The 25,382-nt window shown below is 63.6% G+C and carries 23 protein-coding genes; 16 read left to right on the top strand and 7 right to left on the bottom strand.

Annotated elements, in window-relative coordinates; genetic code table 11:
* Position 1 precedes the first annotated feature (1 nt).
* A complete protein-coding gene (locus GS429_RS21135; RefSeq protein WP_160067915.1) occupies positions 2-400 on the top strand; it encodes a hypothetical protein in 399 nt (132 codons plus the stop codon).
* A 94-nt stretch (positions 401-494) separates the two neighbouring features.
* On the opposite strand, the gene GS429_RS21130 is transcribed toward GS429_RS21135, so the two are convergent.
* Positions 495-914 carry a DUF5518 domain-containing protein gene (locus GS429_RS21130; RefSeq protein ID WP_160067913.1) on the bottom strand — a complete coding sequence of 140 codons (420 nt, stop codon included), beginning with the start codon at positions 912-914 and terminating at the stop codon, positions 495-497.
* Positions 915-995: 81 nt separating this feature from the next.
* Here GS429_RS21130 and GS429_RS21125 point away from each other — a divergent pair, with 81 nt between their 5' ends.
* Positions 996-1,991 carry an NOG1 family protein gene (locus tag GS429_RS21125; protein ID WP_160067911.1) on the top strand — a complete coding sequence of 332 codons (996 nt, stop codon included), beginning with the start codon at positions 996-998 and terminating at the stop codon, positions 1,989-1,991.
* Positions 1,992-2,049: 58 nt separating this feature from the next.
* A complete protein-coding gene (locus tag GS429_RS21120) occupies positions 2,050-2,439 on the top strand; it encodes a hypothetical protein (protein WP_160067909.1) in 390 nt (129 codons plus the stop codon).
* Positions 2,440-2,509: 70 nt separating this feature from the next.
* On the opposite strand, the gene GS429_RS21115 is transcribed toward GS429_RS21120, so the two are convergent.
* Positions 2,510-3,802 carry a TIGR00341 family protein gene (locus GS429_RS21115; RefSeq protein WP_328821526.1) on the bottom strand — a complete coding sequence of 431 codons (1,293 nt, stop codon included), beginning with the start codon at positions 3,800-3,802 and terminating at the stop codon, positions 2,510-2,512.
* A gap of 138 nt (positions 3,803-3,940) precedes the next feature.
* Between GS429_RS21115 and engB the strand changes: the two genes are divergently transcribed.
* Together engB and GS429_RS21105 are read left to right on the top strand one after the other, a co-directional pair.
* A complete protein-coding gene (engB, locus tag GS429_RS21110) occupies positions 3,941-4,558 on the top strand; it encodes a GTP-binding protein EngB (protein ID WP_160067907.1) in 618 nt (205 codons plus the stop codon).
* A gap of 196 nt (positions 4,559-4,754) precedes the next feature.
* Positions 4,755-5,006 (top strand): hypothetical protein, encoded by a 252-nt coding sequence (locus GS429_RS21105; RefSeq protein ID WP_160067905.1) that lies wholly within the window; start codon positions 4,755-4,757, stop codon positions 5,004-5,006.
* Between the two features lie 33 nt (positions 5,007-5,039).
* On the opposite strand, the gene GS429_RS21100 is transcribed toward GS429_RS21105, so the two are convergent.
* Positions 5,040-8,063: a methyl-accepting chemotaxis protein gene (locus GS429_RS21100; protein WP_160067903.1), complete on the bottom strand. Its 3,024-nt coding sequence runs from the start codon at positions 8,061-8,063 to the stop codon at positions 5,040-5,042.
* Positions 8,064-8,380: 317 nt separating this feature from the next.
* Here GS429_RS21100 and GS429_RS21095 point away from each other — a divergent pair, with 317 nt between their 5' ends.
* The gene (locus GS429_RS21095; RefSeq protein WP_160067901.1) at positions 8,381-9,751 is read left to right on the top strand and encodes an ABC transporter substrate-binding protein; all 1,371 of its coding nucleotides are present in this window, start codon (positions 8,381-8,383) and stop codon (positions 9,749-9,751) included.
* A 126-nt stretch (positions 9,752-9,877) separates the two neighbouring features.
* Here the strand turns inward: GS429_RS21095 and GS429_RS21090 are convergent, their stop codons facing one another.
* From GS429_RS21090 to GS429_RS21080, 3 genes are all read right to left on the bottom strand, one after another.
* Positions 9,878-11,149 (bottom strand): MFS transporter, encoded by a 1,272-nt coding sequence (locus GS429_RS21090; RefSeq protein WP_160067899.1) that lies wholly within the window; start codon positions 11,147-11,149, stop codon positions 9,878-9,880.
* A 105-nt stretch (positions 11,150-11,254) separates the two neighbouring features.
* Positions 11,255-12,523, bottom strand: a complete 1,269-nt coding sequence (locus GS429_RS21085) for a polysaccharide deacetylase family protein (RefSeq protein ID WP_160067897.1) — start codon at positions 12,521-12,523, stop codon at positions 11,255-11,257.
* A gap of 315 nt (positions 12,524-12,838) precedes the next feature.
* The gene (locus tag GS429_RS21080) at positions 12,839-13,435 is read right to left on the bottom strand and encodes a DUF6149 family protein (protein WP_160067895.1); all 597 of its coding nucleotides are present in this window, start codon (positions 13,433-13,435) and stop codon (positions 12,839-12,841) included.
* A 262-nt stretch (positions 13,436-13,697) separates the two neighbouring features.
* Here GS429_RS21080 and GS429_RS21075 point away from each other — a divergent pair, with 262 nt between their 5' ends.
* The 7 genes from GS429_RS21075 to GS429_RS21045 all read left to right on the top strand — a co-directional run bounded on the left by GS429_RS21075 (position 13,698) and on the right by GS429_RS21045 (position 19,581).
* On the top strand, positions 13,698-14,939 hold the full coding sequence (locus tag GS429_RS21075) for an NAD(P)/FAD-dependent oxidoreductase (protein ID WP_160067893.1): 1,242 nt from the start codon (positions 13,698-13,700) through the stop codon (positions 14,937-14,939).
* 186 nt (positions 14,940-15,125) lie between these two features.
* Complete coding sequence (locus GS429_RS21070) at positions 15,126-15,353, top strand: DUF7979 domain-containing protein (protein WP_425438228.1); 228 nt, start codon at positions 15,126-15,128, stop codon at positions 15,351-15,353.
* Positions 15,354-15,439: 86 nt separating this feature from the next.
* The gene (locus tag GS429_RS21065; RefSeq protein ID WP_160067889.1) at positions 15,440-15,850 is read left to right on the top strand and encodes a DUF7124 domain-containing protein; all 411 of its coding nucleotides are present in this window, start codon (positions 15,440-15,442) and stop codon (positions 15,848-15,850) included.
* A 155-nt stretch (positions 15,851-16,005) separates the two neighbouring features.
* Positions 16,006-16,935 (top strand): ArsR/SmtB family transcription factor, encoded by a 930-nt coding sequence (locus tag GS429_RS21060; RefSeq protein ID WP_160067887.1) that lies wholly within the window; start codon positions 16,006-16,008, stop codon positions 16,933-16,935.
* Positions 16,936-17,101: 166 nt separating this feature from the next.
* On the top strand, positions 17,102-18,019 hold the full coding sequence (locus GS429_RS21055) for an ABC transporter ATP-binding protein (RefSeq protein WP_160067885.1): 918 nt from the start codon (positions 17,102-17,104) through the stop codon (positions 18,017-18,019).
* Positions 18,016-18,888, top strand: coding sequence for an ABC transporter permease subunit (locus tag GS429_RS21050; RefSeq protein ID WP_328821525.1), 873 nt, complete (start codon positions 18,016-18,018; stop codon positions 18,886-18,888). Before GS429_RS21055 ends, GS429_RS21050 begins: the two co-directional genes overlap by 4 nt.
* Positions 18,889-19,041: 153 nt before the next feature.
* Entirely contained in the window at positions 19,042-19,581 is a 540-nt protein-coding gene (locus GS429_RS21045) for a DUF5815 family protein (protein WP_160067883.1), read from the top strand.
* 204 nt (positions 19,582-19,785) lie between these two features.
* Here the strand turns inward: GS429_RS21045 and GS429_RS21040 are convergent, their stop codons facing one another.
* Entirely contained in the window at positions 19,786-20,049 is a 264-nt protein-coding gene (locus tag GS429_RS21040; protein ID WP_160067881.1) for a hypothetical protein, read from the bottom strand.
* A 62-nt stretch (positions 20,050-20,111) separates the two neighbouring features.
* Here GS429_RS21040 and carB point away from each other — a divergent pair, with 62 nt between their 5' ends.
* The 3 genes from carB to GS429_RS21025 all read left to right on the top strand — a co-directional run bounded on the left by carB (position 20,112) and on the right by GS429_RS21025 (position 25,370).
* Positions 20,112-23,339, top strand: a complete 3,228-nt coding sequence (carB, locus tag GS429_RS21035) for a carbamoyl-phosphate synthase large subunit (protein ID WP_160067879.1) — start codon at positions 20,112-20,114, stop codon at positions 23,337-23,339.
* 158 nt (positions 23,340-23,497) lie between these two features.
* Positions 23,498-24,340 (top strand): hypothetical protein, encoded by an 843-nt coding sequence (locus GS429_RS21030; protein WP_160067877.1) that lies wholly within the window; start codon positions 23,498-23,500, stop codon positions 24,338-24,340.
* Between the two features lie 7 nt (positions 24,341-24,347).
* Positions 24,348-25,370, top strand: coding sequence for a sulfurtransferase (locus GS429_RS21025; RefSeq protein ID WP_160067876.1), 1,023 nt, complete (start codon positions 24,348-24,350; stop codon positions 25,368-25,370).
* Positions 25,371-25,382 lie beyond the last annotated feature (12 nt).

Here is a 25,382-nt window from a genome sequence, read left to right as displayed (position 1 = left end):
GATGTCCACACCACTGCCGGGGACGGCCGAGCGGGTTCCGACGAGCACCCACGAAGCGATCAACGAACAGCTTCGACAGGAGATCGGCGAACGACTGCAGTACTACGCCACCAACCCCGACGAGATCGACGACCGGCTCGCCGAACTCGAGCGGGAATGGGATATCGAACGCACGCTCGAGGCGAACGCCTCGGGGCTCATCCTCGTGCTTCTGGGGCTCGGCGCGACGGTCGACAGGCGGTTTCTCGTTGGCCCAGTCGTGATCGCCGCGTTCCTGTTCCAGCACGCGCTACAGGGCTGGTGTCCGCCGGTCCCCGTGCTTCGCCGACTCGGCGTTCGGACCCAGCGAGAGATCGACGCCGAACGCCGTGCGATCAAAGCGATCCGAGACTCGCAGTGAGCGGTCGTGGATACGGATAATTCCCGTGTCACGTCTCTCGAACCTCGCGGCTCGTTTCCCGTCGTTCGCCTCGAGACCAGCAGTTAAACCCCGTTCAGTACGCGTCGCGCCCGCCACGTCCCCCACGGCCGGCGCGGTCGGGATCGGGGTTGAGCACGCCGCCGACCGCACCCGCAATCGCGCTCTCGAGTGCCATCACGAACGAGACGAAGAGGGCCACGGCGAGGATGCCGAGCCCGGCGGCACCGGAAACGAGGCCGCCAACGGGGCCGAGCGTCCAGCCAGTGAGTCCGACGACGACGGCGATGAGGAGTCCGCCGACGATGCCGCCGAGCGCACCCGCCAGTAACCCGTGCCAGAAGCCGCGGCCGAGGCCGCCGCCGGCCATGTAGCCGGCGACGAAGCCGCCGACGAGCCCCGCCGCGAGCTGGCCGACGCCGGGAAGCGCGAGTCCGAACAGTCCGAGCACGGTCGCCACGAGAAAGCCGACGATAACTGCACGCCAGTTGGTCATACCTCAGAGAGGGGGCGAGCAGGGATAAGATCACAGCGCGTAACGAACGACCTTATAAGACAGCGGGTTCTAGTTTCCGCTATGATTTTCGAAGACCTTCCGACGACGCCCACGTCGGAAGAGCTGATCGACAAGGCGTTTTCGCGGGCGGCGCGGGCAGGCAATGCCAAAGGCGGCCTCGAGGCCCAGCAGTCGATGCTCCAGGTGGCGGCCAACATCATTTCGGACAACTTAGAGAACGTGGTCACGGCGTGGCCGGACTTCGCCTACGAGGACGACGTTCATCCGTTCTACTACGAACTCGCGGACGCGATCGTCGACGTCGACAGACTCCGCCAGAGCCTCTCGGAAGTGATGTGGGCAAGCCGCAAGGCCCGTGAGATCCACGAGGAGTACCAGCCGAAGCTCCGGAAGACGGACGTCGATACGGCTCGCAAACACCGCAAGCAGGCCTTCGCCCGACTCGCCGACATCGCCGAACAGGTCGACGACGAACTGATCTATATTAACAAGTCCCGCAACGACCTGCGGGATCTGCCCGAGATCAACCCCGACGAGCCGACGATCGTCGTCGCCGGCTACCCCAACGTCGGCAAGTCATCCTTCGTCAACGACGTCACCAACGCCCGCGGCGAGACGGCGTCGTATCCGTTTACGACCAGAGGGATCGGTCTCGGTCACTTCGAGCACGACCACATTCGCTACCAGATCGTCGATACGCCCGGCCTGCTCGACCGACCAGCGGACGAACGCAACGAGATCGAATCCCAGGCCGTCAGCGCCATCGAACACCTCGCCGACTGCATGCTCGTAATGATCGACCCGAGCGCCGAGTGTGGCTACCCGCTCGCCTCGCAACTCGAGTTGCGCGACTCGATCGCGGCCCAGTTCGAAGACGTCCCCGTGCTGACGATCGCGAACAAGGTCGATCGGCGCGAGGTCTGGGACGACGGCCTGAGCGACGAACTGAACGCCGATTACACCATGAGCGTCGAAACGGGCACGGACGTCGAAACGGTGCTCGAAGCGGCCGTCGAAGCGGTCGACTACGAGCCCGAACTTCCGTTCGAGGGGTGACAGTGCCACCGAAATCTCGAGACGGCTTCCGGCGACCCGTTTCAATGCCGACCCCGCGATGAGAGGGCCAGGAATCCTCTGGATGCTCCAGACGGCCGTCGGAATGTCGATGGCCGGTCCGATGTTCGTCGTCGGGTTCAACTACCTCCGATCGGGGCGGCTCATCGGCGGGGTCGGGTTTCTCGCGCTCGGGGCGGTCGCGCTCTACTTCCCGACCTATCTCGTCAACCGGATCGGCGGGCCGAGAGCGTGGCTTCGCCGACGGCTCGGTCGTCACACGTCGGATGCTGACGAGGAAGTCGACAATGGTCAGACCGACGACGAGCAACTTGCCGCCGAGAACGCATCGCTCGAGACGACGTCCGACCGCGGAAGCGATGCGGATCCGAACACCGATAGCGAGGGAAGCGGTGGCCAACCGACGTTTCTCGAGCGATTCCGTCGGTAGCGTCCACCGTGCACTGTCTCCGCAAGCAAGCGAATACGTGTAGTTACGTGTCAAGCGTCCCGACCGATCGTTACCGTTCGACGAGCCCGACCGACCTGATTTCGACCCGAACCGGGTCGTCGGCGTGGCGGTTGATCCGCTCGTGTAACGTGTCGGCCAGTTCGGACGGTACCGCTCCGGGCGGGCCACCGACGGTGATAACCACCCGATCGGGACTGATGAACGGATAGTTATCGTCCATCATGACCTGAAACTCGAGCAACTGGTGCTCCTCGAACTCCTCCTGTGAAAGCACCATTTCGGCCTCTCCGCGGGCGTTCTCCTCGAAGGTCGCAACGGCGTAGGAGGAGTAGGTGATGGCGCCGAGAAAGATCGCGAAGATGAGTACGATCCCGGCCAGTCCGAGCACTCGTCTGCGAACGCGCTGTTGGGTCTTGCCGATCGAAAACAGGTTCTCCGGACGGTAGCCGGCCCACCACAGCGTCAGGAGGCCGGCGAGATTCACCGAGAGGACGTTGACCAACACGAGCGCCGTCGAGCCGATCGCGGCCGACGGCTGGCCCCACGCGATCGCAATTCCGGCTGCGGCGGCGGGCGGAATCAACGCCGCGGCGATCATGACGCCGACGAGGGCGACGGAGGTCCCGGTCGCGATACTGATGATCCCCGCGACGCCGGCGCCGAGTGCGATCGCGAGCGAGAGCAGATCCGGCGCGAGCCGTTCGGAGATCTCGTCGACCCCGCTGATATCGAGTCCGGGCGGGACGATATTCGTCATTCTGACCAGCCAGGCGAAAACGGCCGCCGCTGCGATCGCGAGAACGACGCCGAGAATCTGGTAGAGAAGGCTCTCTTTGAACAGGTCCTCGTTGTCGATTACCGAGCCGACGCTCGCGCCGAGTGCCGGGCCGATCAGGGGCGCGATCACCATCGAGCCGACGACGACGGCGGGCGAGTCGAGCAAGAGTCCCGCCGTCGCGACGACGGCGCTGATGATCGTCATAATCGCGTAGACGGCGAACGTCGGCGTCAGCGAATCGGCCTCGGCCTCGAGTTCCTGTCTCGAGATGCGATCGGTTTCGACGTCGCCGTTTTCGTACTCCTCGCGTAATGCGTCGAACCGACGGGAAACGACGGTTTCAGCGTCGACGACGACAGTGTACGCGTCGTCGTCGATCCCCGCTTCGTCTAACTCGTCGAGCACTGGCTCGACAGCCGGTGACGGCAACGGAAAGTAGACCACCGCCGTGTAGTCCCGATTGCCGTTCTCGTCAGTGACGACGTAGTCGATCTCCCTGTCGTCGAGCGTTTTGAGGATCGTTTCCCGCTTGCCCGTCGGTACCGTCAACTGAACGAGCCGCACACCTTCCGGTGAGTACCCCCGGGGTCATAACTTGGGGCGCTTTCGCCGTGTAGTCGGCGGTTTTCACGACGGCGTTCGATCCGAGATCGTCGTGCGGGTCACAGAGGCTATAAACCCGCGACGCCCGTACGCCGGCGTATGTTCGACACACGCCCCGACCGGGAGGCCGAAGTGGCCCTCGTCGGCCGTTCCAACGTGGGGAAATCGACGCTCATGCGCGAGATCACCGGCCACAGCTTCGACACCGGCGGCAAGCCCGGCGTTACGCGCGAACCGAATCACTACGACTGGGCCCCCGAGGACTTCGTCATCACCGATCTTCCCGGCTTCGGGTTCATGAGCGGCGTCCACGAGGACCACCGCGAGGAGATCAAGACCGGGATCGTCCGGTATCTCGAGGAGTACGCCGACAACATCCTCGTCGCGGTGCTCGTCGTCGACGGGAAGAGCGTCATCGACATCATCGACCGCCACTCCGGACCCGACGAGATCCCCTACGACGTCGAGATGTTCCACTTCCTGCGGGAGCTGGATGTGCCGACGGTCGTCGCCGTCAACAAGATGGACAAGGTCGACGACAGAGACGAACGCCTGAACGAACTCTGTGACCGGCTCGGTCTGTTGCCGCCGTGGAAACAGTGGCAGGAGACCATCGCGCCGATCACCGCCAAACGGGGCCAGATCAGTTCCCTCAACGAAGCCGTTCGCGGCCACTTGCACGAGCAAGAGCGGGACGATCTGTTCAAATTCTTCTGACGACCGGTTCCGTTGCGGTCGAATCGGCTCCGTTGAAACCCACACTCGGTGATTGGTTTCTGGAACCGTGGTGGATACAGGGCGTGAACGAGTTACGAACTGAACTCGATCGTGACGGGCGGCGATCAGTCAGTAGCGGTGAACAACCGCTCCATCCACCAATAGAGACAAAGGTGAGCGGCTACCAGAGGGCTATATGGACGATTCTGACGAGCTGCCGGGCTCTGATTCTGATACGGTCGTAGATCGTGGTGAAACGTACACCCACGCCCAACACGGCCGAGTCGAAGTCACGGGGATCTGGAAGGGCGTCGAACAGGTCGACAAAGCTCGTCACACCGACGAGAAAGACGTGTTTATCGTCCGGTATTCGGCCGAAATCAACGGAGAGGAGGTCGATGAACTCACGGATACGCTGGACGAATTTCTCCACTCTATCGAAGATTGACTGCGAGAGGTTGGTTGACTCGAGGCCAAACGGCTACTCGTCGGTGTTGCCGAACGTGAACACGTCGTCGTTTCTCTCGGAGTCAGTTTCGTCGCTTTCGTCGGCGGAATCGGTCCGTTCGGATTCGGATTCGCGTTCGGTCTCGGCTTCGCCTTCGGATTCTGCAGCGGCGCCCCCGTCGGTATCCTCGAGTTTGTCGCCGGAGGCGGAACTGTCGGCTCCGTTGGCGCTTGCGTCCGATGTGCCCTCGCTATCGTGTTCGGCTGGGTCGCCACTGTCTGCGGAGGTGACTGCAGCATCGTCGCCGAGCGGGTCGGTTGCAGCAGTATCGCCGAGCGGGTCGGTTGCAGTATCGCCGAGCGGATCCGTTGCACGACCGCTCGCGGGCGGCGACTCGCCGTCCGCAGTTGCCGGCTCATCGGTTATGGGGTCAGCGTCAGCGCCGACTTCGGATCGATCCTCGATATCGAGGATTTCTTCGGCCCCGAGTTCGACCGCGTCGCCGTCCGTTTCGTCGGTGTCGGCCTGGACCGTCTCGGTCGGCGGCTCCGAATCGGATTCGTCCGTCTCGCTCGTCGGGACGGTCTCGTCGGCCCGGCCGGTGTCGGTTTCGAAGGTAACGCCCTGTATACTTTCGGACTCCGCATCCTCGACATCTACAGCGTCGAACGCCGGTTCGGTCGGTTCCGGTCCGCCGTCGCCATCGTCATCGTCGTCATCGTTCGACTGCTCGAAGTCGACCTCGAGATCCGACTGGTCGTCGTCGGTCTCGAACCGATCGAGCGCTTCGGATAGCTGTGTCGCCTGCCCGGAGAGGTTCGAAGCGGACTTCGTCACCTCGGTCAGTGCCGTGGTCTGCTCTTCGGCCGCAGCCGCGACGTTTTCGGCCTCGGCGGTCGTCTCCTCGGAAATCGTCGTCGCGTCGTCGACCATCGCGACGACTTCCTGGGTCGATGCAGCCTGCTCTTCGGTTGCAGCCGAGATTTCCTGGACGCCGATGTTGGTCTCCTTGGCGAGGTCGGCGATTTCCGCCAGGGCCTCGACGGCTTCCTGGACCTGTTCGCCGGCGTCTTCGATCTGAGTGCTGGTTCCCTCGACCTCGTCGGCGGACCGCTCGGTCCGGTCGCGGATCGCCTGCAGCCGGTCCTCGGCCTCGTCGGCCGCCTCTGCGACGTTTTCGGAGAGCGTTTTGACCTCCTTTGCGACGACTGAGAACCCTTCGTCGTCCTGGCCGTCCACGGAGCGAGAGGCCTCGATGTTGGCGTTTAACGCCAGCATGTTGGTCTGGCGAGCGATTTCGGAAATCGTCGCGATCAGCTCGTCGATCTGTTGGACCTCCTGTTCGAGCCGCCGGATCTCGTCGACGGCGTCGCTCGCTTCGGTCTCGATTTCGTCCATCGCCGTAATCGCTGCCTGTGCGGCCTCCTGGCCGTCTTGACCCGTTTCGACTGTCCGTGCGGCGATATCCGCGACCTCGTTCGAGGAGGCGGCGATCTCTTCGGTCGTCGTCGAGAGGCCGCTCATCTCCTGATTAACCGACTGCAGCGACTGATTCTGCTGTTCGGAACCGTCCGAAATCTCCTGAATCGATTCCGTGACCTGCTGAGACGCCGAGCGGACTTCCTCGCTCGAGGCGGTCACCTGTTCGGAGGCGATCGCGACGTCGGTCGCGAACTGGTTGAGCCCGGCCACCGTTCGCTCGATCTCCTCGAGCATCTGGTTGAACTCGGTGGCGATCTCTTCCATCGCCTCGTTCTCGCTGTCGGCGTCCATCCGGGCGGTCAGATCGCCGTCGGCGGCCGCCTCCATCACGTCGCTGTACTCGTCGGCTGTCTCCTCTAACTCCTCGTTGATCTTCGCGACGCGCTTGCGTTCTTGCTCGGCTTCGTTCCGGGCGGCTTCGACCTCCTCGATCTGTTCGCGCAGCGCGATGCGCATCGAGTCGAAGCCGTCGTAGAGACGACCGATATTGTCGACGCGTTTTGTCTCTAGGTCGACGTTGAGGTCGCCCTCTTCCATCTTGCTCGCCTTGTGGGTGAGTCGGTCGATCGAAACGGCGGTGTTCCGACCGAGCACGGCGCCGATCAACCCGATCATGAGCACGCCGGCGAGTGTCGCGATGTGTCCCCAGTCGTTGACGGTGTTGACGAATCCGTAGGCCTGACTCTCGGGTTCGTGGGTCACGACGATCCAGTCGGTCCCGTACACGCGGGCGGAACTCACGACGTAGTCCTCGTTGTCGAAGCTGTAAGCGTCCGTGTCGAAACTCAGCGAGGAGCCGGCGACCTGGTGCGTTCCGGCACCTTCGGTACGGGCCGGCTCGACGATCGCCTCGGCGTCGCCGCCGTAGGGTTGACCGAGCGTCTCGTGGTCCTCGCCGTAGCCTTTGTTGTCGACCATCACGTCGTTGTCGCCGTCGAGCACCATCGTCGCCACGTGCTCGTCGTCGTCGAGGCCGGTTGCGTACGCCTCGAGTTCGGCCGTGTAGACGATCGCTCTGTCGTCCTCTCCGGGGACGGACAGGACGTAGGTCATGACGGCGACGTCGTCGCTGCCGTGTTCGCGTTCGACGGTGTAGGGACTCGAGACCCACGGGACGCCCTCGACGCTGTGGGCTTCTTCGTACGCAGCGGCGGGAACGTTCTCGATCTGATCGGCCGATTCCCCGCGCAGGTCGCCGTCAGTGCTTGCGAGCACCGCGTTCTCATCGGTGTCGACGTAGCTTATGGCGAACGTGTCCGCGTCGAGGTGTTCTTCCCAGTCGAGAAACCGTTGCTGGATCGCCGCCGGGTCGTCGTTGTCGACGACTTCGGACCAGGCGATTACCCCGATCGTGTGTTCGTTCTGCTCGTTCCACATCTGCAGATTCTGCGCTTCCTGGCTGGCGATCGACGTGTGATCGGTCTGTACCCGCTCTTCTACCTCACCGGTGATCCCGGCGGTTGCGATAAATCCGACCAATCCGACACCCAGACCGAGTATTAATAAGACGATCCCGAACTTGACCGCATATCTGCGGCGGATCGCCGATGGCACCAATCGTCGAAGGACGTCCATAGATACAGTAGGGCTCAGACCGTTCCCACATAAATGGTAATCCGCTATTATCGGTGCTGATAATCGAACGCTGGCCGCTATCGATTGCCGGTCCTGGGAGCGTCTCGTAGCCGCTGGGTTGCACACTCGGTCGCAAGCGGAGCGCCACAGCGCGGGCCGCCGGACTCGAGGAAGACCGGTCGCACGTCGTTCCGTCGGGACAGGAGAAGCGGTCCGGCATCGTCACCCGTCACGGCAGCCCGTCTCCATTGTGCCGATAGATTTCATGGTATCTTCCCACAACTGTTAAGAGATATAGGAAGTAACGACAGTGTAATATGTCTCAGTACGAGCCTCGTGGCGGGGAGACGGACGTGCCTGAAAACGGCACAGGCCGGGACGATTTGAACCGGCGTACCCTCCTCAAAACGGCGGGTGGGGGTGCTGTCGGCGTCTCTCTCGCCGGCTGTCTCGATTCCTACGAAACGATCGCCGGCAGCGCTGACGAGGATACCGAGACGGTCACGATCGGGTTGTTGGCTCCCGAACCCGAAAGCGATTTCGTCGGTCACTCGATGGCCCGATCCGCCGCAGTTGCGGTCGACGAACTCAACGAGGCCGGCGGGATCAACGGCCAGGATGTCGAACTGGTCGTCGCCGACACGAACGGCAGTCCGCTCGAGGCGCGCCGTCAGTACCAGCGCCTCGTCCTCGAGGAGGGAGCCGACGTAACGGTCGGAACGTTCGCCAGCGAGGCGCTCGCGAGTCTCATGGACGAGATCGCCGAACAGGAACTTCTGCATCTCACGACCGGCTCGGCGACCCAGTTCGCGAGTCAACGGGTCCACGATGCGTATGATCGGTACAAGTACCACTTCCGAGTCGGCCCGACGAACGACGTCGATCTCGGTCGGGCACAGATCAACTTCATGACCGAGATGGCGCCCGAGATCGGCTGGGAGTCGATCGCGGTACTCGCGGAAGACTACAGCTGGGCCGACCAACCATGGGAAATCTACCAGGAGCAACTCAAGGAGACGCCGGTCGACGTCGCGATGGACAAGCGGTATTCGCCGGCGACGGACGACTTCACGGACATCTACGACGATGTCGCTGAAGCGGGTGCCGATGCCGTCTTCATCTCGGCTGCACACACCGGGACCGACGCGCTGCTGGACTGGTCTGTGCCCAATCGACCGACGTCCCAACCGACCCCACAACCGTTCGCGTTCGGCGGGATTCACGTCCCGATGCAGCTCCCGAACTACTATGAGGAGACCGAGGGGGCCTGTCGGTACGGAATCGGCTACTCGGCGGCGACGGAGCGGAGTGAGATCACGCCGAAGACCCAGGAGTTCGTTCAGCGCTACTACGAAACAAACGGGTCCTATCCACAGGACATGGGGTACTACACGTACGACGCGGTCAAGCTGTTCGCCGAAGTCGCCGAACTCACGGGGACAACCGACTCCGAGAGCCTCGTCCCGGTGATCGAAGCCGAGTCGTTTACCGGTGCAACCGGGAATGTCGAGTTCTACGACACGGATCACGTCCACGCCCACGATCGAGTGTACGACGAAGACGACGAGACGACCGTCGGCGTCTACTTCCAGTGGCAACAAAACGACGACGGCGAGGGCGTCAGAGAAGTCATCTGGCCCGAGGTACACGCGACGGGTGAGTATATTACGCCGCCGTGGCTCGAGTGAGGCTGCCGGTTGTTCATGTCCGCGTTCGTCCCCAAATCGTAGTTCTCTCCGTTACTGCATTCTGACACTTCTGATACCGTTCTCAGCCCCGCGTTCCGTAGCTCTAATCCTCGAATCCCACTCAACTCAGTCGTCCGCCTTCGCGTCGGCCGGGCGGTCGGCGTCGACGAATCGGTCGAGACCCGCAACCAACGCCGCCGAGAGCACCATTCCGGCGAGGGCGAAGCTCGCAATAACCACGAAAAACGTCGCGAGCGAGGCGCCGCCGAGGACGAAGCCGCCGATCGCGATACTCGCCGATCCGAGCCCGAACTCGCCGAGGTAGGTGTATCCATAGGAGAGGCCGCGGCTGTCCGCCGGCGTGTAGACCGCGACCGCGTTCTGGTAGAACGGCTGGATTGCAAAGAGGAAAAAGCCGAAGACGCCACAGAGGGTGGCGATCGCGACCAGTCCCATGCCGGTGACGGGAACGAACGCCAGCGCGAGCACGACGAGCACGCCGAAAATCCCTGCCATGCCGCGTGCAGGATCGAGGCGGTCGGTTAGCTTTCCGCCGACGTACTGTCCCGCCATCCCGACGACCAGCAGGCCGACGTAGATGTAGTCGGCCGGCTCGATCCCCTCGAGACCGGCGGGGACGGCGAGTCCGTCCATCGCCTCGAGGCCGTGGAGGATCTCTGGCAGGTAGGTGAGCATCCCGCGGTAGTACAGCCCCTCGAACGTGACGATGACGAAGACGATGGCGAAGGCGCTCGCGAACAGCGCCCGTGAGTTCGTGATGAGGCCGGACAGCGACAGCGCCTCGTCGGGACCGGCATCGACGTCGTCCTCGACGGCCGCGGTGGGTTCGAACTGCGCGCTCAGACCGTACAGCACGGCGAGTATGCCGGGTACGGCGAGGACTGCGGTGACGAGTTGCCAGTCGAGGAAGATCAGGAGCGTCGCGGCGACGAACGGCCCGAGCGCGATGCCGGCGTTGCCGGCGATGCCGTGCCAGGCGAAGACCGTCCCGCGTTCCTCGACGCCCGTGCTGATGAGCGCGAGGCCGGCGGGGTGATAGATACTGGCGGCGATCCCCCAGAGGATGAGGCCGACGGCGATAGCGTAGATCGACGTCGCCAGGGAGAGGACGAGAAACGCGGCGCTCATCCCGGCGAGACAGAGCAGAATGAGGCGCTTCGTTCCGTAGCGATCCGCGAGGATCCCCCCCGGAAGCGCACCGATCCCGAACGGTGCGTAGCCGAGTGCAACGACGATACCGAGCAAGGCCATACTGACGTCGAATTCGGCGAGCCAGATCACCAGCAAGATCGGAATCGACGTCTCGAACCAGTGGACGAGTGCGTGACCGGCCATCGTGAATCCCGCGATCGACCGATCGTTACTGTTGAGTGCCATATCCGTCGAGTCGTTGCTGAAACCGGGACTCCCCGGCTACTTAGCCGCTTGGAAACGACAATGGATCACGCCGGAAACGCGTTCGAAGAAAAACAGATTCGGCTGTCAAAACAGGAACTCCCGCTCGAGGTCCCGTGGCAGGATCACGTCGATCTCACCGCGCGATTCGTACTCGTGGAGCGTCTCGACCAGGGTTTCGAAGGCCTCGAGATCGGCGCCCTCGAGACGGTGGTAGAATATCTTGGTGATCCCGCGCATCTCGGCCGTTCGCTCGAGTTCCGTCTCGACGCGTTCGGCGGATGGTTCGCCGATACGGGAGGTGAGTCGCGTGTTCGTGGTATACCCCTGAACCGGGAGGCCGCCGCCGAAGCCGATATCGTGGTGCTTCTCGACGAGTTCGAGTGTCGTCTCGTCGTAATCGCCGTGGGGGTAGGCGAAGTACCGCGCACCGTCCTCGAACCCGTTCGACTCGAGCCACTCTTTCCCCCGTACGATCTCCGCTTCCTGGGCGTTCGCATCGAGTTGGGACAGGTGCGGATGATTGTAGCAGTGATTGCTGACCGTCCAGCCGGCGTCCCGGAGTTCGTGGAGTTGATCGAGCGTGACGCGCGGATACCCGCCGGGATCGGTAACGCCGTCCATCTCGGCCTCGACTCGTCCCGGGTTGACGAACGTGACCGCGGGATAGCCGTACTCCTCGAGGATCGGGAGGGCCTTCGTGTAGTCGGTCACGTGGTTGTCGTCGAACTGGAGCATGACCTTCCCCGTGTCCGGCCGCGGGGTGAAGTGGAAGTCGTCGAACCAGACCGTCCGTCGGTCGCCCTCGGCGGTCCAGAGCTGCAGGTGTACTTCGCTGACGGCCGCGGCGTCGAACCCTTTGGCGACCGTATCGACGCCGAAGTTGTACCGCATGAGCGGCATATCCGGAGCGATCCCCCGACGGTATTCGACCGAGTCGCCGTCGACGTCGACCAGCCGAAGCCAGGGGACGGTGGTGTCGTCCGCCGCTAGCGCGACGCCGGGTACGACGTCGGTCAGGTCGCGCGGCTCCGAGAACCGCTTCGTCAGTCTCGCGTTCTGGTCGCTTTTCCCGACCTCCAGTCGGGCGCTTTGGCTCCCGACGACGGAACGGGTGGAATCCGCCGAAAGCGATCCACCGGCAACCTCCCACGCGTCGAGGTCCTCGAAGTCGTCGTCAGTGCCGGCGATATCCGGGAGGTCCGACGGTGTCTCCGTCGGCGTCTCGCCGTTCGACGACGTCGAAGAGTCGTCGTCTCCGTTTTGCTTCCCCGAACTGGTCTGCTGGGCGTCGGTACAGCCGGCCAGGCTCAGCGACGACGCTGCCGCCAGTGTGAGGTACGTTCGTCGTTTCATTGACGGAAAAACAGATCAAGGATAGATTTTGTTATTGAATCGTTACTGTTCGAAATTCCAGAGTAATCGGATCATATACCGGTCTCGGTTACCGGGCGTCCTCCGGCCCGAGGGACGGCATATCTTCGTCGATCGCCGCTGAAAACCGTTTGACTGAACGGCAGACGGTCGAGAAAACTGGCGGTACGAATTCGAGTATTGTGGCTCCCAGAGCAGCGGTGGCGTGCCGACCTCATACGGATTGCTGTAACTAGTTACCGCCGATCACCGACCCCGTCCCTGGTGATCGGCGGTAATTGACTACAGGAAACCGTATCAGCGGTCCTCGAGATCGTCGTCGCTGACGCCGACCGCCTTCGAGACATCGGCGTCGGCGGGTTCGTCTTGCCCCCCGACGACCAGCTCTCCGTCGTCGGTTTCGACGTAGACGTCGTCGGCGAACCCACCCTCGGCGTGGGGGTGCTCGGGATCCTCGAGTCGCTCCGGTGTCGACGGCGCTTCGGGGAGCCCTTCCGGGGGTGCGAACTGTCCGAGTGGCGCATCGATCGTGATGTCCCACGTCTCGAAGAACTCGCGGTAGCGATCGTAGTGGGCCTCGACTTCGTCGGTCGGGAACTCCATCATCTCGGTCCAGCCGTGGTTGTAGAAGTCGAAATTGGCCTGCACATGGGTGATTTCACGGGCTTCGGCCTCGGAGTATCCGTCCTGAAGCGCTCGCAGATAGGCGTCGATCGTCGCGTCGAAGAGCGCATCGAGGTGGGCTTTTCGCTCGTCTGCGTGAGCCGGATCGGCTTTTCCGAGGAAGACCTTGGTGTGGAGTCGGACCAGCCCGGAGGTGGCGACCGAGCGGACGACCGGCGTCTCGAGGGCTTTTCGAGAGGCGAAGTGACGGGCGTTTTGACGGAGTTTCATAGGAACGTCTATGGAGAGTGGCCTAAAGAACGATTCGGAGACCGGTGGCGACTGCTGTCGATCGCCGCAGTCGCGGGAGTGGCTTGTCGGCGATACCGGCAACCGTTGCGCTCTCGAGTGGTGGAACGGAACCGCTCCGAACGAGTTACCGGTCGAGAACTGAACCCGGGAGAGAGTCTACAACTGTTGGCACGGATCATCCCGCAAGGTGAAATAAACGAGATAGCAACCCACTTTAACCCGCATTACGAACGATCAGGATATGACCCATTACGTGATCATCGGTGACGGGATCTCGGGCAGTTCGGCTGCCGAGACCCTCCGGGAAGAAGACCCGGACGCGAAGATTACCGTCATCACCGATGAGGGGGAGCCACTGTATAATCGAATTCTCATCAAGGAACACGCGAAAGGCAAACTCCCTGAAGCCCCCATCTCGATCCACGAGGAAGAATGGTACGAGGACCGCGACATCGAACTCTCGCTCAACACGCACGTAACCGGTGTCGATCCGGACGCGAAACTCGTCCACACCCACGAGGGTGCGGACATCGAGTACGACAAGCTGTTGGTCGCGACCGGCGGGACCCCGACCCAGCTGCCGGTCGATAACAGCGACGCCGACGGCGTCCACCACTTCTGGACGTTCGAAGACGCCCGTGGGATCCGCGAACACGCGGAACGAGCCGACAAAGGCGTTATCGTCGGTGCCGGCCTGCTCGGCATCGACTTCGCGGCCGTCTGTGGCGCACAGGGAATCGAGGCTGACTTCCTGATGCGCGGCGACCGCTGGTGGCGCTACGCGCTCTCCGCGGACGGTGCGGAAATCATGCACGACGGGATGCGCGAGGTCGGCGTCGACCCCGTCTTCGACAGCGGCGTCGATCGATTCGAAACCGACGACGACGGCCACATCAACGCCGCGGTCGATCCGAACGGCGAGCGCTACGAGTGTGACTTTGCCGGCGTCGCAATCGGGCTCACGTTTAACACCGAATTCCTTCGCGGAGCCGGCCTCGAGGAGAACAACGGCATCGTCGTCGACGAGTACATGCAGACGAACGTCGACGACATCTACGCCGCGGGCGACATCACGCGCTTCTACGACGTCCTGCTCGGCGAACAGGCCCAGAACGGCTCGTGGGGATCGGCCAAGGAGCAGGGTCGAGTCGCCGCGGTGAACATGGCCGCAGACGACACGGAAGAGGAGTTCCAGTGGGTCTCCTCGTACTCGATTACCCACTTCGACTTCCCGTTCCTCTCCTTTGGCCACCCGACGCTCGGCGACGAGCACGCCGAACGCCGCTACAGCGACACTGAGTGGCGACGCATCGCGTTCAAGGACGGGAAGATCGTTGGCGGCGTCCTCATCGGGGACCTCTCGCCACAGAGCAAGTTCAAACAGCTGATGCGCGAACAGCGCGTCGTCTCCGATCAGGCCGACGTCCTGCTCGAGCAGCAGGTCGATCTCGACGAACTCGCTCCGACGCAGGGACAGGAGTAGTCGTCTTCGGTACCCGTCTCGGTCGCTGAACTCGTCTCCGTCTCCGTCTCCGTCGCATTGGATCCGATTTGCTGCCGTGGTTGTTTCTTCTTAAATTCGCGAAGTAATTGCCCGTCGTATAACGGGTCGTTTGGCGTCGCGTTTCATCTCCGGAACGGTTAAGCACGCCCACGACATTTGGTACCAATAAACATGGCTGCCAGTGAATACCACCGTCGATCCCGGCATCTCGAGCGCGTCGAGTCGGTCACGGCGGACGAAACCGTTCGTCACGTCGATCAACTCGATTCGGACACGCTGGAGACGGTTTACGAGGCCGTCGAAAACGACCGACCGATTCCGGCTACCGAGTTCGGTCTCGAGGAGGGAGAAATCATCGTTTTCACGGACTACTACCGAGTCAATCGGGCGTAAGCGGATCGCATCGACGCGTCGGTTCTCGCTCTTAGCTGGTCGGAAGTATCGAAGCCGTTTTCCCCAGTGCGCATCTTCGATACGGTATGAACGGCGGTAGCGACATGACCCTCGCGTTCGAACTCGAGGCACTGAAAGAGCTCGCCTCGCCCGAGACTGTCTTCGAAGACGCCAGAGGCTGGTCCGAGTACATCGGCGTCGTCTCGGAGAAACCGACCTACGTCGTGACGAACTTCACGCGAAAGAACCGCATCCGACAGGACTTCTTCTCCGGCCCACGCGGGAAAGCCGAGAGTCTCGAGGGTGTCAAGAGCCAGTTCGACACCGACCGATACGTCTTCATCGGTTCGAACGACGACGACGAAGCGCTGGCCGACGACGTCGGCTGGGAGTACCTCGCGGTCGAGGACGCCGCCGACGCGGCCGACTGGATCATGGCCTCGAACGTTGACACCGAGGACGACGACCCCGAGCCGGTTCGAGACGACTGGCCCTGAGATCAGAATCCGGTCCCGGCATCTGACCGCCGGTCGAATCCGACGCCACCGACGGCGATGACGACACACTACCGGTCGAGCGCGGCGACGAGCCTATTTCCTCTGCAGGAATGTCTCCGTAGGATACGATCCCGAAATCGAGGTCAAACTGACCGATGACACCGACAGACGAGAGCGGTACCGAGAAGGCCCACATCGACCAGACCGTCGTCGATGCGCTCGGCTCGCTCGGAAACCGCAAGCGCCTCGAGATCCTGCTCGCGCTCACCGAAGCCGAACGAGAGACTCAAGAACAGTGGCTGACGATGTCGTTTACCGAGCTGTACGACGCGGTCGGTATCGAAAGCACGTCCCAGTTCTCGTACCATCTCGATCGACTCGTCGGCTGGTTCGTCGCCGAAACGCCGGATGGCTACCGGCTCACCTACGGCGGTGACAAACTCGTTCGAACGATTCTCTCCGGCGTCTACGAAACCACGCAGTCCTTCGACGACGTCGCGGTCGCCGGAACCTGCGTCTTCTGCGAGGACACCTCGCTCGTCGCGACGATGGACACGGAACGATTCGTCGTCCGGTGTCGGTCGTGCGAGACCACCCTCCTGACCGATATGCTTCCCCGAAGCCAGACGCGAAATCGGTCCCCGACGGCGATCGTCGACAGCGTCGGGGCCCGAATCTGGAGTTCGTACACGCTGGTTCGGGGCGGCGTCTGTCCGGAATGCTACGGCCCGGTCGACACCGTCGTCGATACTCACGACCCGGAAACGGACGAGGACGAGGACCGAACGTTCTACGCACTCAGTCACACGTGCCAGGAGTGTTGGCTCGCGGTCCACATGCCGATCGAAGTGACGGCGGCGTTTCATCCCGTCACCGCTGCCTTCTTCTGGGAGCACGGAATTTCGCTGCCGGACGTCCCGATCTGGGAGTTTTTCGAGTACATCGCGACGGAAACGATCAGGACCGACGTCGCCAGCACCGATCCGCTCGAGGCGACCGTTACGGTCACGTTCGGCGACGAAACGCTTCGACTCGAAATGGACGATACCTTCACGGTTACCCCCGAACCCGCCGAGGAGAATTGATCGTCCCGATCGGACCGGTCGTTTGACACCTCGCTCAAACATCTTTGAGTAGTTCGGCTGTCAATATGTATCTCGAACGACAATACTTATCGTAGCCGGCGCAGTTGCATGCGTATGAAATTCGGTGTATCCGTACGTGAGAGAACGGCGTTTCGGAGGGGAACGTATGGCCGCGATTGAACTCGAGGGGTTGACGAAACGGTTCGGTGACGTCGTCGCGGTCGACGACCTCGATCTGAGCGTCGAAGAGGGCGAGATCTTCGGCTTTCTGGGTCCCAACGGCGCGGGCAAGTCGACGACGATCGACATCCTGCTGGACTTCTTGCGGCCGACCAGCGGAACCGTGACCGTGCTGGGCCACGACGCCCAGTCGGAGGGGTTGGCCGTCCGGAGCCGTATCGGGGTCCTCCCCGACGCCTACCACGTTTACGATCGGCTCACCGGTCGCCAGCACGTCGAGTTCGCCATCGAGATGAAAGGCGCAGACGATGGCGCGCAGGCGCTGCTCGAGCGCGTCCGTATCGCCGACGCGGCAGACCGAAAGGCCGGCGGCTACTCGAAGGGGATGCGACAGCGACTGGTCCTCGCGATGGCACTGGTCGGCGATCCCGACCTGCTCGTCCTGGACGAGCCCTCGACCGGCCTCGATCCGAACGGCGCCCGCGAGATGCGCGAAATCATTCGGGAGGAGAACGACCGCGGGACGACCGTTTTCTTCTCGAGTCACATCATGGAGCAGGTCGAAGCGGTTTGCGATCGCGTCGCGATCATCGACCGCGGTCGACTGGTCGCCGTCGACACGATCGACGGGCTTCGCGATTCGACAGAGACCGGCGAGACACTGTACGTCTACGTCACGGAACTCGACGACGGCATCCTCGAGCGCGTGGGCGGACTCGAGGGTGTCGGGAGCGCGGCGATCGACGACGATCGTCTCCGCGTGACAGTCGACGGCGTCTCGAAGTTCGCCGTCCTGCACGCCATCGACGAGATCGCCGGCGTGCAGGACTTCTCGGTGGTCGAGTCCTCTCTGGAGGACCTGTTCGTCCGCTACACGAACGAGGTTTCGGAGGTCGAGGCGTGACCTGGTTTACCGTCGCGAAGAAGGACTTCCGGGACGCGGTCCAGTCGCGGGCGCTGTGGGCCCTCGTCGGCGTCTTCGTCCTGGTTTCGCTGCTGTCGACGTACGCCTACGTCGAGGTCCCCGAGATGTTCGGCTCACCGGCAGGGGCGACCTTCGGCGGGTTGCTCTTTTTCACCGTCGGGCTCACCGGCCTGTTCGTCCCGCTGGCAGCGATCGTCGTCTGCTACAAGTCACTCGCGGGCGAGCGCGAACTGGGGAGCATCAAACTGCTGCTTTCCCTGCCGACCAGCCGGAGCCAGGTCCTGGCCGGGAAAGTCGCGGGACGGGCGGCCGTGCTTACGTTCGGGCTCGGCGTCGGCCTCGTCGTCGGACTCGGTTTCGGCTCGCTGCTGCTCGGCACGTTCGACGCCGTCGCCGCGCTGACGTTCGTCGCGGTCACGCTGGCGTTCGCCGCGATCTACGCCGCTATCATCGTCAGCATCTCCGCGACGACGGGCTCGACTTCGCGGGCGACGACGCTCTCGCTGGGTTTCTTCGTCGTCTTCGAACTTCTCTGGGACGTGGTTCCGATGGGGATCCTCTACGTCGTCGAGGGATTCTCGTTCCCGACGACGATACCCGACTGGATCTTCCCCGTGATGCAACTCGCTCCCTCCTCGGCGTACTTCTCGACGATCGTCGCGCTGTTGCCCGACCTCGCGGACACGGTCGGTGCCGAGCCGGCACAGACGGGTGTCGGCGCCGAGGCCGACGCCGCGGGAGCCGAGCCGTTCTTCGCGAGCCCCGAGGTCGGTATCGCGATTCTGGCCCTGTGGCTCGTCGTCCCGCTCGCCGTCGGCTACTACCGATTCGACGCGTCCGACCTCTAATACGGACTGCTGTCCGGTACTGCCGGTACAACCGCGAGACGGCGGGGGTCACGCCGGGAAACCGTTACAGCAGACCGTATGTGGATGCGAGTTGCTGTCCGGATTCTCACCCGAGTCGTCGCCCTTATGGCCGGCCCGGCCCAACCGTCAGCAATGGCAGAGCCACGCGTCCCGGGATCCGATAGCGGTGATCGGATTCTCGAACTCCCCTGTGGGAACACGCTCGATCCCCACGAGGTCGATCTCGGCATGCGCGAGTATAGTTGCAGCTGTGGTAACAGCCACGCCGTCGTCACCGACGTCCATCCCCCCTCTCGATTTTTCCCGGAATCGCTCGTGACCGTCCTCCAGGAGACGATCGACACCGACGACGAGTTCGACGAATTCGGCACGCCACACCTGCTGGGCATCGTTCTGGAAGAGTTCTCCGAAGCGGTCGTGACCTACGACGGCAGCGACGACGGTGCCGTCGGCTACGCGATGTTGTGGGTAACCGACTTCGACTCCCGCCGACTCCACGAGATCATCGTCGAACTCGTCGTCGAGCTCATGGAGCACGCGATCAGTCACGCCGAAGACGACGACGCCGTCACCGACTTCGAATCACAGATGCTCGAGTTCGACGTCGGCGAATTCGTCGATCAGTACCGCCGCCAGCGCGACTTCGAGAGCGAACACGATCACGCGCTTTGATCGGTCGTCAGTGGGACTCCCACGCTAGCGCCGGTTTCGAACACTACGGATCGCCGCTTCTCGTCACGTTCACCCGACCGACGCCCTCATTTTGCTCCCCCGTCTGACGTACTCTGGTTCCCCGACTGACGTGCTCTGCTCCCCCGACCGATGCTCTTGCGCCGTTCTCGTCCGATTACCGCTCGAACGCGAAAGCGACGCGTCTCACGACGGTCCGACTGAGATCGCCAACCGAAGCCCGCCCGCCTCGCTCTCGTCGACGGCCTCGAGATCACGTTCGCGGCGTTTCTGCCGCGTAATATCCGTGTAAATGCCGTACTCGAGTATCTCGTCGTCAATTTCGATCGCGAAGCCGCGGAAGAGAAAGTCCCGGAGACCGTCGGCCGTGCGTCGTTCGACTTCCGCGGCGGATCGCTCGGTCCTGACGGCCGATCGGCAGGGACGACAATTCGAATTTCGAAAACCCATTTCGAGATTCGTACTGTATCGTGGGGCTTATTACGATGTGCGAACTCCGGACGAACAAGCAAATGAGCACGGACCATCAGGGCGAGGGCGACACAGGGGACGGACGCACGATCCTGTTGATCGGGAGCGGCCCGATCCAGATCGGACAGGCCGCCGAGTTCGACTACTCGGGCGCACAGGCCTGTCGGGCACTGCAGGAAGAGGGTGCTCGTGTCGTGCTCGTCAACTCGAACCCGGCGACGATCATGACCGATCCGGAGATGGCCGACGAGGTCTACATCGAGCCGATCACGACCGACGCCATCGCCGAGATCATTCGCGAAGAGCAACCGGACGGCGTTATCGCCGGTCTCGGCGGTCAGACCGGACTGAACGTCACCGCCGAACTGGCCGAGGAGGGCGTCCTAGAGGAGTACGACGTCGAGATCATGGGCACCCCCCTCGACACCATCTACGCGACCGAAGACCGCGACCTCTTCCGCCAGCGCATGGAGAAGATCGGCCAGCCGGTACCGGCGTCGACCACCATCTCGCTCGAGGAGGGCGAGTCGGTCACGGAACTGACCGAGGCCGACCTGAAAGAACGCGTCGAGGCCGCCGTCGAGGCGGTCGGCGGCCTCCCGGTCATCGCCCGGACGACCTACACGCTCGGCGGTTCGGGATCGGGCGTCGTCCACGAGTTCGACGAACTCCTCGCCCGCGTGCGCAAGGGGCTTCGCCTCTCCCGTAACAGCGAGGTACTCATCACCGAGTCCATCGCGGGCTGGGTCGAGTACGAGTACGAGGTCATGCGCGACGCCGACGACTCCTGTATCATCATCTGCAACATGGAGAACATCGACCCAATGGGCATCCACACCGGCGAGTCGACGGTCGTCACGCCCTCCCAGCTGGTCCCCGACGAAGGGCACCAGGAGATGCGCACCGCAGCGCTCGACGTGATTCGGGAACTCGGCATTCAGGGCGGCTGTAACATCCAGTTCGCCTGGCGCGACGACGGCACTCCCGGCGGCGAGTATCGGGTCGTCGAGGTCAACCCCCGCGTCTCCCGTTCCTCCGCGCTCGCCTCGAAGGCGACGGGCTACCCGATCGCCCGCGTGACCGCAAAGGTCGCACTCGGCAAACGCCTCCACGAGATCGACAACGAAATCACAGGCGAGACCACCGCCGCCTTCGAGCCCGCGATCGACTACGTGGTGACGAAGGTTCCCCGGTGGCCCAAAGACAAGTTCGACGACGTCGACTTCGAGCTGACGACCGCGATGAAGTCGACCGGCGAGGCGATGGCCATCGGCCGCACCTTCGAGGAGTCCCTGCTGAAGGCGCTTCGCTCGAGCGAGTACGAACCCGACGTCGACTGGGCCGACGTGAGCGACGACGAACTCGAGGAACGGTACCTCGAGCGTCCCTCTCCCGACCGTCCGTACGCGATGTTCGAGGCGTTCGAGCGCGGCTACACCGCCGCACAAGTCCAGGAGCTAACGGGCATCTTCGAGTGGTACGTCGAACGCTACAAGCGCATCGCAGAGTCGACGCTCGCCGCACAGGAAGGCGACTTCACCGAGGCCGCAATCGCTGGCCACACCAACGCGACGATCGCTGCCGCGGCTGGCACGGACGTCGATACCGTCGAACAGGACGTTCCCGGACGGACCTACAAACAGGTCGATACCTGCGCCGGCGAGTTCGAGGCCGAGACGCCGTACTACTACTCCGCGCGCAAGTCGGAGTTCGAGTCGGGGCCGCTCGTGGGCGACGCCGCCGCGAGCGAACTCGAGGTCGACCGCGACATCGAGAGCGTCATCGTGGTCGGCGGCGGCCCGATCCGTATCGGGCAGGGCGTCGAGTTCGACTACTGTTCGGTTCACGCGGTCCGCGCGCTCCGCGAACTCGGCATCGACGCCCACGTCGTCAACAACAACCCCGAAACCGTCTCGACCGACTACGACACCTCCGACGGCCTCTTCTTCGAGCCGATCACGGCCGAAGAGGTCGCCGACGTCGCCGAAGCCATCGACGCCGACGGCGTGATGGTCCAGTTCGGCGGTCAGACGTCGGTCAACATCGCCGAACCCTTACAGGACGAGATCGAGCGCCGCGGCCTCGCCTGCGAGGTCATGGGCACCTCCGTCGAAGCGATGGACCTCGCGGAGGACCGCGACCACTTCAACGCGCTGATGGACGAACTGGGCATCGCCCAGCCCGACGGCGGCACGGCCTTCTCCAAGGAGGAGGCCCTCGACCTCGCCCACGAGATCGGTTACCCCGTGCTCGTGCGCCCCTCGTACGTGCTCGGCGGCCGCGCGATGGACGTCGTCTACGACGACCAGGAACTCGAGACGTACATCGAGGAAGCCGTCCGCGTCTCTCCGGACAAGCCGATCCTCGTGGACGACTTCCTTGAGGACGCGATCGAACTCGACGTCGACGCCGTCTCCGACGGCCGCTCGGTGCTGATCGGCGGCATCATGGAACACGTCGAAACGGCGGGCGTCCACTCGGGCGACTCCGCCTGTATGATCCCGCCGCGCTCGCTCGACGAGGAGACATTAGAGCGCGTCCGCGAGGTCACCGAGGACATCGCCGAGGCCCTGAAGACGAAGGGGCTGATGAACGTCCAGCTCGCGGTTCGTGACGGGGAGAGCGAGGCGCAACGCGACTCGGATACCACGAGCGGTGAAACCGCGAGCGAAGTGTACGTCCTGGAGGCCAACCCGCGTTCCTCGCGTACCGTCCCGTTCGTCTCGAAGGCGACCGGCGTTCCGATCGCGAAACTCGCCGCGCAGGTCATGGCCGGCGAAACCCTGAGCAGTCTCGAGGCCGACGAGCAGATCCCCGACCACACCTCGATCAAGGAGGTCGTCCTGCCGTTCGACCGCCTGCCGGGCTCGGACCCGCGTCTCGGGCCGGAGATGAAGTCCACCGGCGAAGTGATGGGCACGGCGAGCGACTTCGGCACGGCCTACTGGAAGGCCCAGCAAGCGGCCTCCAACGCGGTCAGCGAGGGCACTGCGGTCGTCGACCTCGACGTCGACGGCTTCGAGAACCACTTCGACGTCGTCGAGTTCGAGGACGTCCCGCAGGCCATTCGCGAGAGCAAGGTCGACTTCGTCGTCAGCCGCGACCGCGACTCCCTCGAGATGGCCGTCGAAGAGGAGATTCCGTACCTCTCGACGGAAGCCAGCGCCGAGGCCTACGTCGAGGCGCTCGACGCGTTCGACGGCGACCTCGAGGTCGACTCGATCAGCGACCGTCCGAAGCGCGTCGCGACGTGGGGCGGCAACGAGTAACACCCGGTCGCTCGAGTCGACGGCTGCGACGGTACCGCGTCTCCGACTGCGATTTTCGTATCAGTTCGAGTAATTCCAGGTGCGTGGCTGTTTATTCGTAATGCACGACCGACAAAGTCCGATCATCCCGTCTTCCATACATGGTGGTGTGGTAGTTCATGACGGACAACTTCGATACACCACGGACGACGCGGCGTAGCACCCTGGGGACACTCGGCGGCGGCGCACTTGGTCTCGGTGCGGCCGGAATCGCAGGCGCGAGTGAACACGATGACGATGACCACGACCACGACACCGGCGACGCCTTCACCATGGTCGACAGCGGTCCGAACCCCGACCCGCTCGTCGACGCGGCCGGACAGAGCCTCCCCGAGGATCCCGACCCCGAGACGGAACTGTTCGACGCGGAGCCGGAGTTTCCGCCGTTCGCGAACGTCGAGGAGATGGCGGCGGAGCACGATCGGGGCGCCGTCGAACGGTATCTGATCCCGCACGGCGATCCAAACCTGCTGCACTCGAGGCGGTTGGTCGTGTGGCCGAACGCGGACGAGGACGGCGCCGCGACGTGGGGCGAGTTCAGCGGCGGGAGCGCGACGGCGCGGGTCGAACCGGCCGAGACCGGCGAAGGGGAAGCACGCGGCCGCAACCGGTCGGCAGTCCACATCGAGTTCGAGGAGCTCTATCCCGACGGCGTCTACACGGTCTGGGTCGTCCACGAGCCGGGGTACCACCGCCCCCTCGGCGGCAACGACGGGGAGAACAACGTCTTCACCGCGGATGAAGACGGGAGCGCCGTCCTCGAAACCGTCGACGAACCCGACGAACTGACCCTGCCGCCGGCCGTCGACGGCGAGGAGTTCCCGGTGACGCAGTCGCCGCTCCACGAGATCCCCGACGAGTTCTTCTTCGTCGTCGCTTACCACTACGACAACCGAACCTGGGGCCCACAGCCCGGCCCGTACTGGGTACCACAGCTCGTGATAAACGAGCGCGAGGAATAATCGGGCGATGAGCCACGACTCGAGTGCGGGGGCGCGGTTCACTCGCCGATCGGTGCTCCGGTCGGGAGCGGTCGCCGGAGGGCTCTCGCTCGCGGGCTGTCTCGGCTCCCTGCGGGCGGCCGAACCGGAGCTGTACACCACGCCAGCGGCGGCGGAGTTCGAGGCCGTCGTCGATACCGCGTGGCTCGAGGAGCACCTCGAGGCCGTCGAGTTACTCGACGTCAGGGACGCGGACGAGTTCACCGACGGCCGCGTCGCCGGCGCCTCCCGTCTGCCCGACACCGACCTGATGCGGGACCACTACGAGGAGACCGACGACGGGTACGAGGCCTCGCCCGAGGTTATCGCTGAGATCGCCGCCGCCGGAATCGTCCCCGAAGACGACGTCGTTGTCTACGGCTCCGGATCCAACCTGTGGGAGACGTACGCGATCTACACGCTCCGCGCGATCGGACACGACGGGACGGTCGCGTTGCTCGACGGCGGCTTTCCGGTCTGGGAAGCGGCGGGCGGCGACGTCGAGACCGGCACGCCGGAACCGGAGCCCGACACAGCCGAGTACGCGCCCGAACTCGAGACGGACGTCCTCGCGACGCGGGAGTACGTCGCCGACCGAGTCCACGAGGACGGGGCGGACGTTCCGCTCGTCGACAACCGGTCGCCCGAGGAGTACTGGGGGATCGAGGCGGACGGTCCGGTCGATCGTCACGGCCACATCACCGGCGCGATCAACGTGGCGTTCACCCAGAACCTTCTTGAGGACGACGAGGGGAGCCGGCTGCGATCACCGGACGAACTCGAGCGGCTGTGGCTCGAGGAAGCCGCCCTCGATCCCGACGAGGAGACGATATCGTACTGTTCGACCGCCGTTCGGGGCTCGGTCGGCTGGTTCGTTATGGAACAGCTCGGTTGGGAGACGGTCCGCAACTACGAGGGAAGCTGGCACGACTGGGGGGCGCTTACCGAGGACGACGGCTACTACTACACGTCCGGAGAAGGGACCGGCGACGTGATCGACGCGTTCGACTGATCGGTCCGACCG

The sequence above is a fragment of the Natronorubrum halalkaliphilum genome, from assembly GCF_009834785.1.
GTDB classification, from domain to species: domain Archaea; phylum Halobacteriota; class Halobacteria; order Halobacteriales; family Natrialbaceae; genus Natronorubrum; species Natronorubrum halalkaliphilum.
Note: the sequence above shows the minus strand (reverse complement) of the source record. Positions and strands in the feature narration are given on the sequence as shown.

Excerpts from the sequence above, each read along its gene's own strand:
- GS429_RS21025 (WP_160067876.1), top strand. The coding sequence starts at position 24,348 with ATGAGCCACGACTCGAGTGCGGGGGCGCGGTTCACTCGCCGATCGGTG.
- GS429_RS21055 (WP_160067885.1), top strand. The coding sequence starts at position 17,102 with ATGGCCGCGATTGAACTCGAGGGGTTGACGAAACGGTTCGGTGACGTC.
- GS429_RS21130 (WP_160067913.1), bottom strand. The coding sequence starts at position 914 with ATGACCAACTGGCGTGCAGTTATCGTCGGCTTTCTCGTGGCGACCGTG.
- GS429_RS21045 (WP_160067883.1), top strand. The coding sequence starts at position 19,042 with ATGGCAGAGCCACGCGTCCCGGGATCCGATAGCGGTGATCGGATTCTC.
- carB (WP_160067879.1), top strand. The coding sequence starts at position 20,112 with ATGAGCACGGACCATCAGGGCGAGGGCGACACAGGGGACGGACGCACG.
- GS429_RS21095 (WP_160067901.1), top strand. The coding sequence starts at position 8,381 with ATGTCTCAGTACGAGCCTCGTGGCGGGGAGACGGACGTGCCTGAAAAC.
- GS429_RS21040 (WP_160067881.1), bottom strand. The coding sequence starts at position 20,049 with ATGGGTTTTCGAAATTCGAATTGTCGTCCCTGCCGATCGGCCGTCAGG.
- GS429_RS21085 (WP_160067897.1), bottom strand. The coding sequence starts at position 12,523 with ATGAAACGACGAACGTACCTCACACTGGCGGCAGCGTCGTCGCTGAGC.
- GS429_RS21030 (WP_160067877.1), top strand. The coding sequence starts at position 23,498 with ATGACGGACAACTTCGATACACCACGGACGACGCGGCGTAGCACCCTG.
- GS429_RS21060 (WP_160067887.1), top strand. The coding sequence starts at position 16,006 with ATGACACCGACAGACGAGAGCGGTACCGAGAAGGCCCACATCGACCAG.
- GS429_RS21100 (WP_160067903.1), bottom strand. The coding sequence starts at position 8,063 with ATGGACGTCCTTCGACGATTGGTGCCATCGGCGATCCGCCGCAGATAT.
- GS429_RS21090 (WP_160067899.1), bottom strand. The coding sequence starts at position 11,149 with ATGGCACTCAACAGTAACGATCGGTCGATCGCGGGATTCACGATGGCC.
- engB (WP_160067907.1), top strand. The coding sequence starts at position 3,941 with ATGTTCGACACACGCCCCGACCGGGAGGCCGAAGTGGCCCTCGTCGGC.
- GS429_RS21075 (WP_160067893.1), top strand. The coding sequence starts at position 13,698 with ATGACCCATTACGTGATCATCGGTGACGGGATCTCGGGCAGTTCGGCT.
- GS429_RS21065 (WP_160067889.1), top strand. The coding sequence starts at position 15,440 with ATGAACGGCGGTAGCGACATGACCCTCGCGTTCGAACTCGAGGCACTG.
- GS429_RS21135 (WP_160067915.1), top strand. The coding sequence starts at position 2 with ATGTCCACACCACTGCCGGGGACGGCCGAGCGGGTTCCGACGAGCACC.
- GS429_RS21125 (WP_160067911.1), top strand. The coding sequence starts at position 996 with ATGATTTTCGAAGACCTTCCGACGACGCCCACGTCGGAAGAGCTGATC.
- GS429_RS21080 (WP_160067895.1), bottom strand. The coding sequence starts at position 13,435 with ATGAAACTCCGTCAAAACGCCCGTCACTTCGCCTCTCGAAAAGCCCTC.
- GS429_RS21120 (WP_160067909.1), top strand. The coding sequence starts at position 2,050 with ATGAGAGGGCCAGGAATCCTCTGGATGCTCCAGACGGCCGTCGGAATG.
- GS429_RS21105 (WP_160067905.1), top strand. The coding sequence starts at position 4,755 with ATGGACGATTCTGACGAGCTGCCGGGCTCTGATTCTGATACGGTCGTA.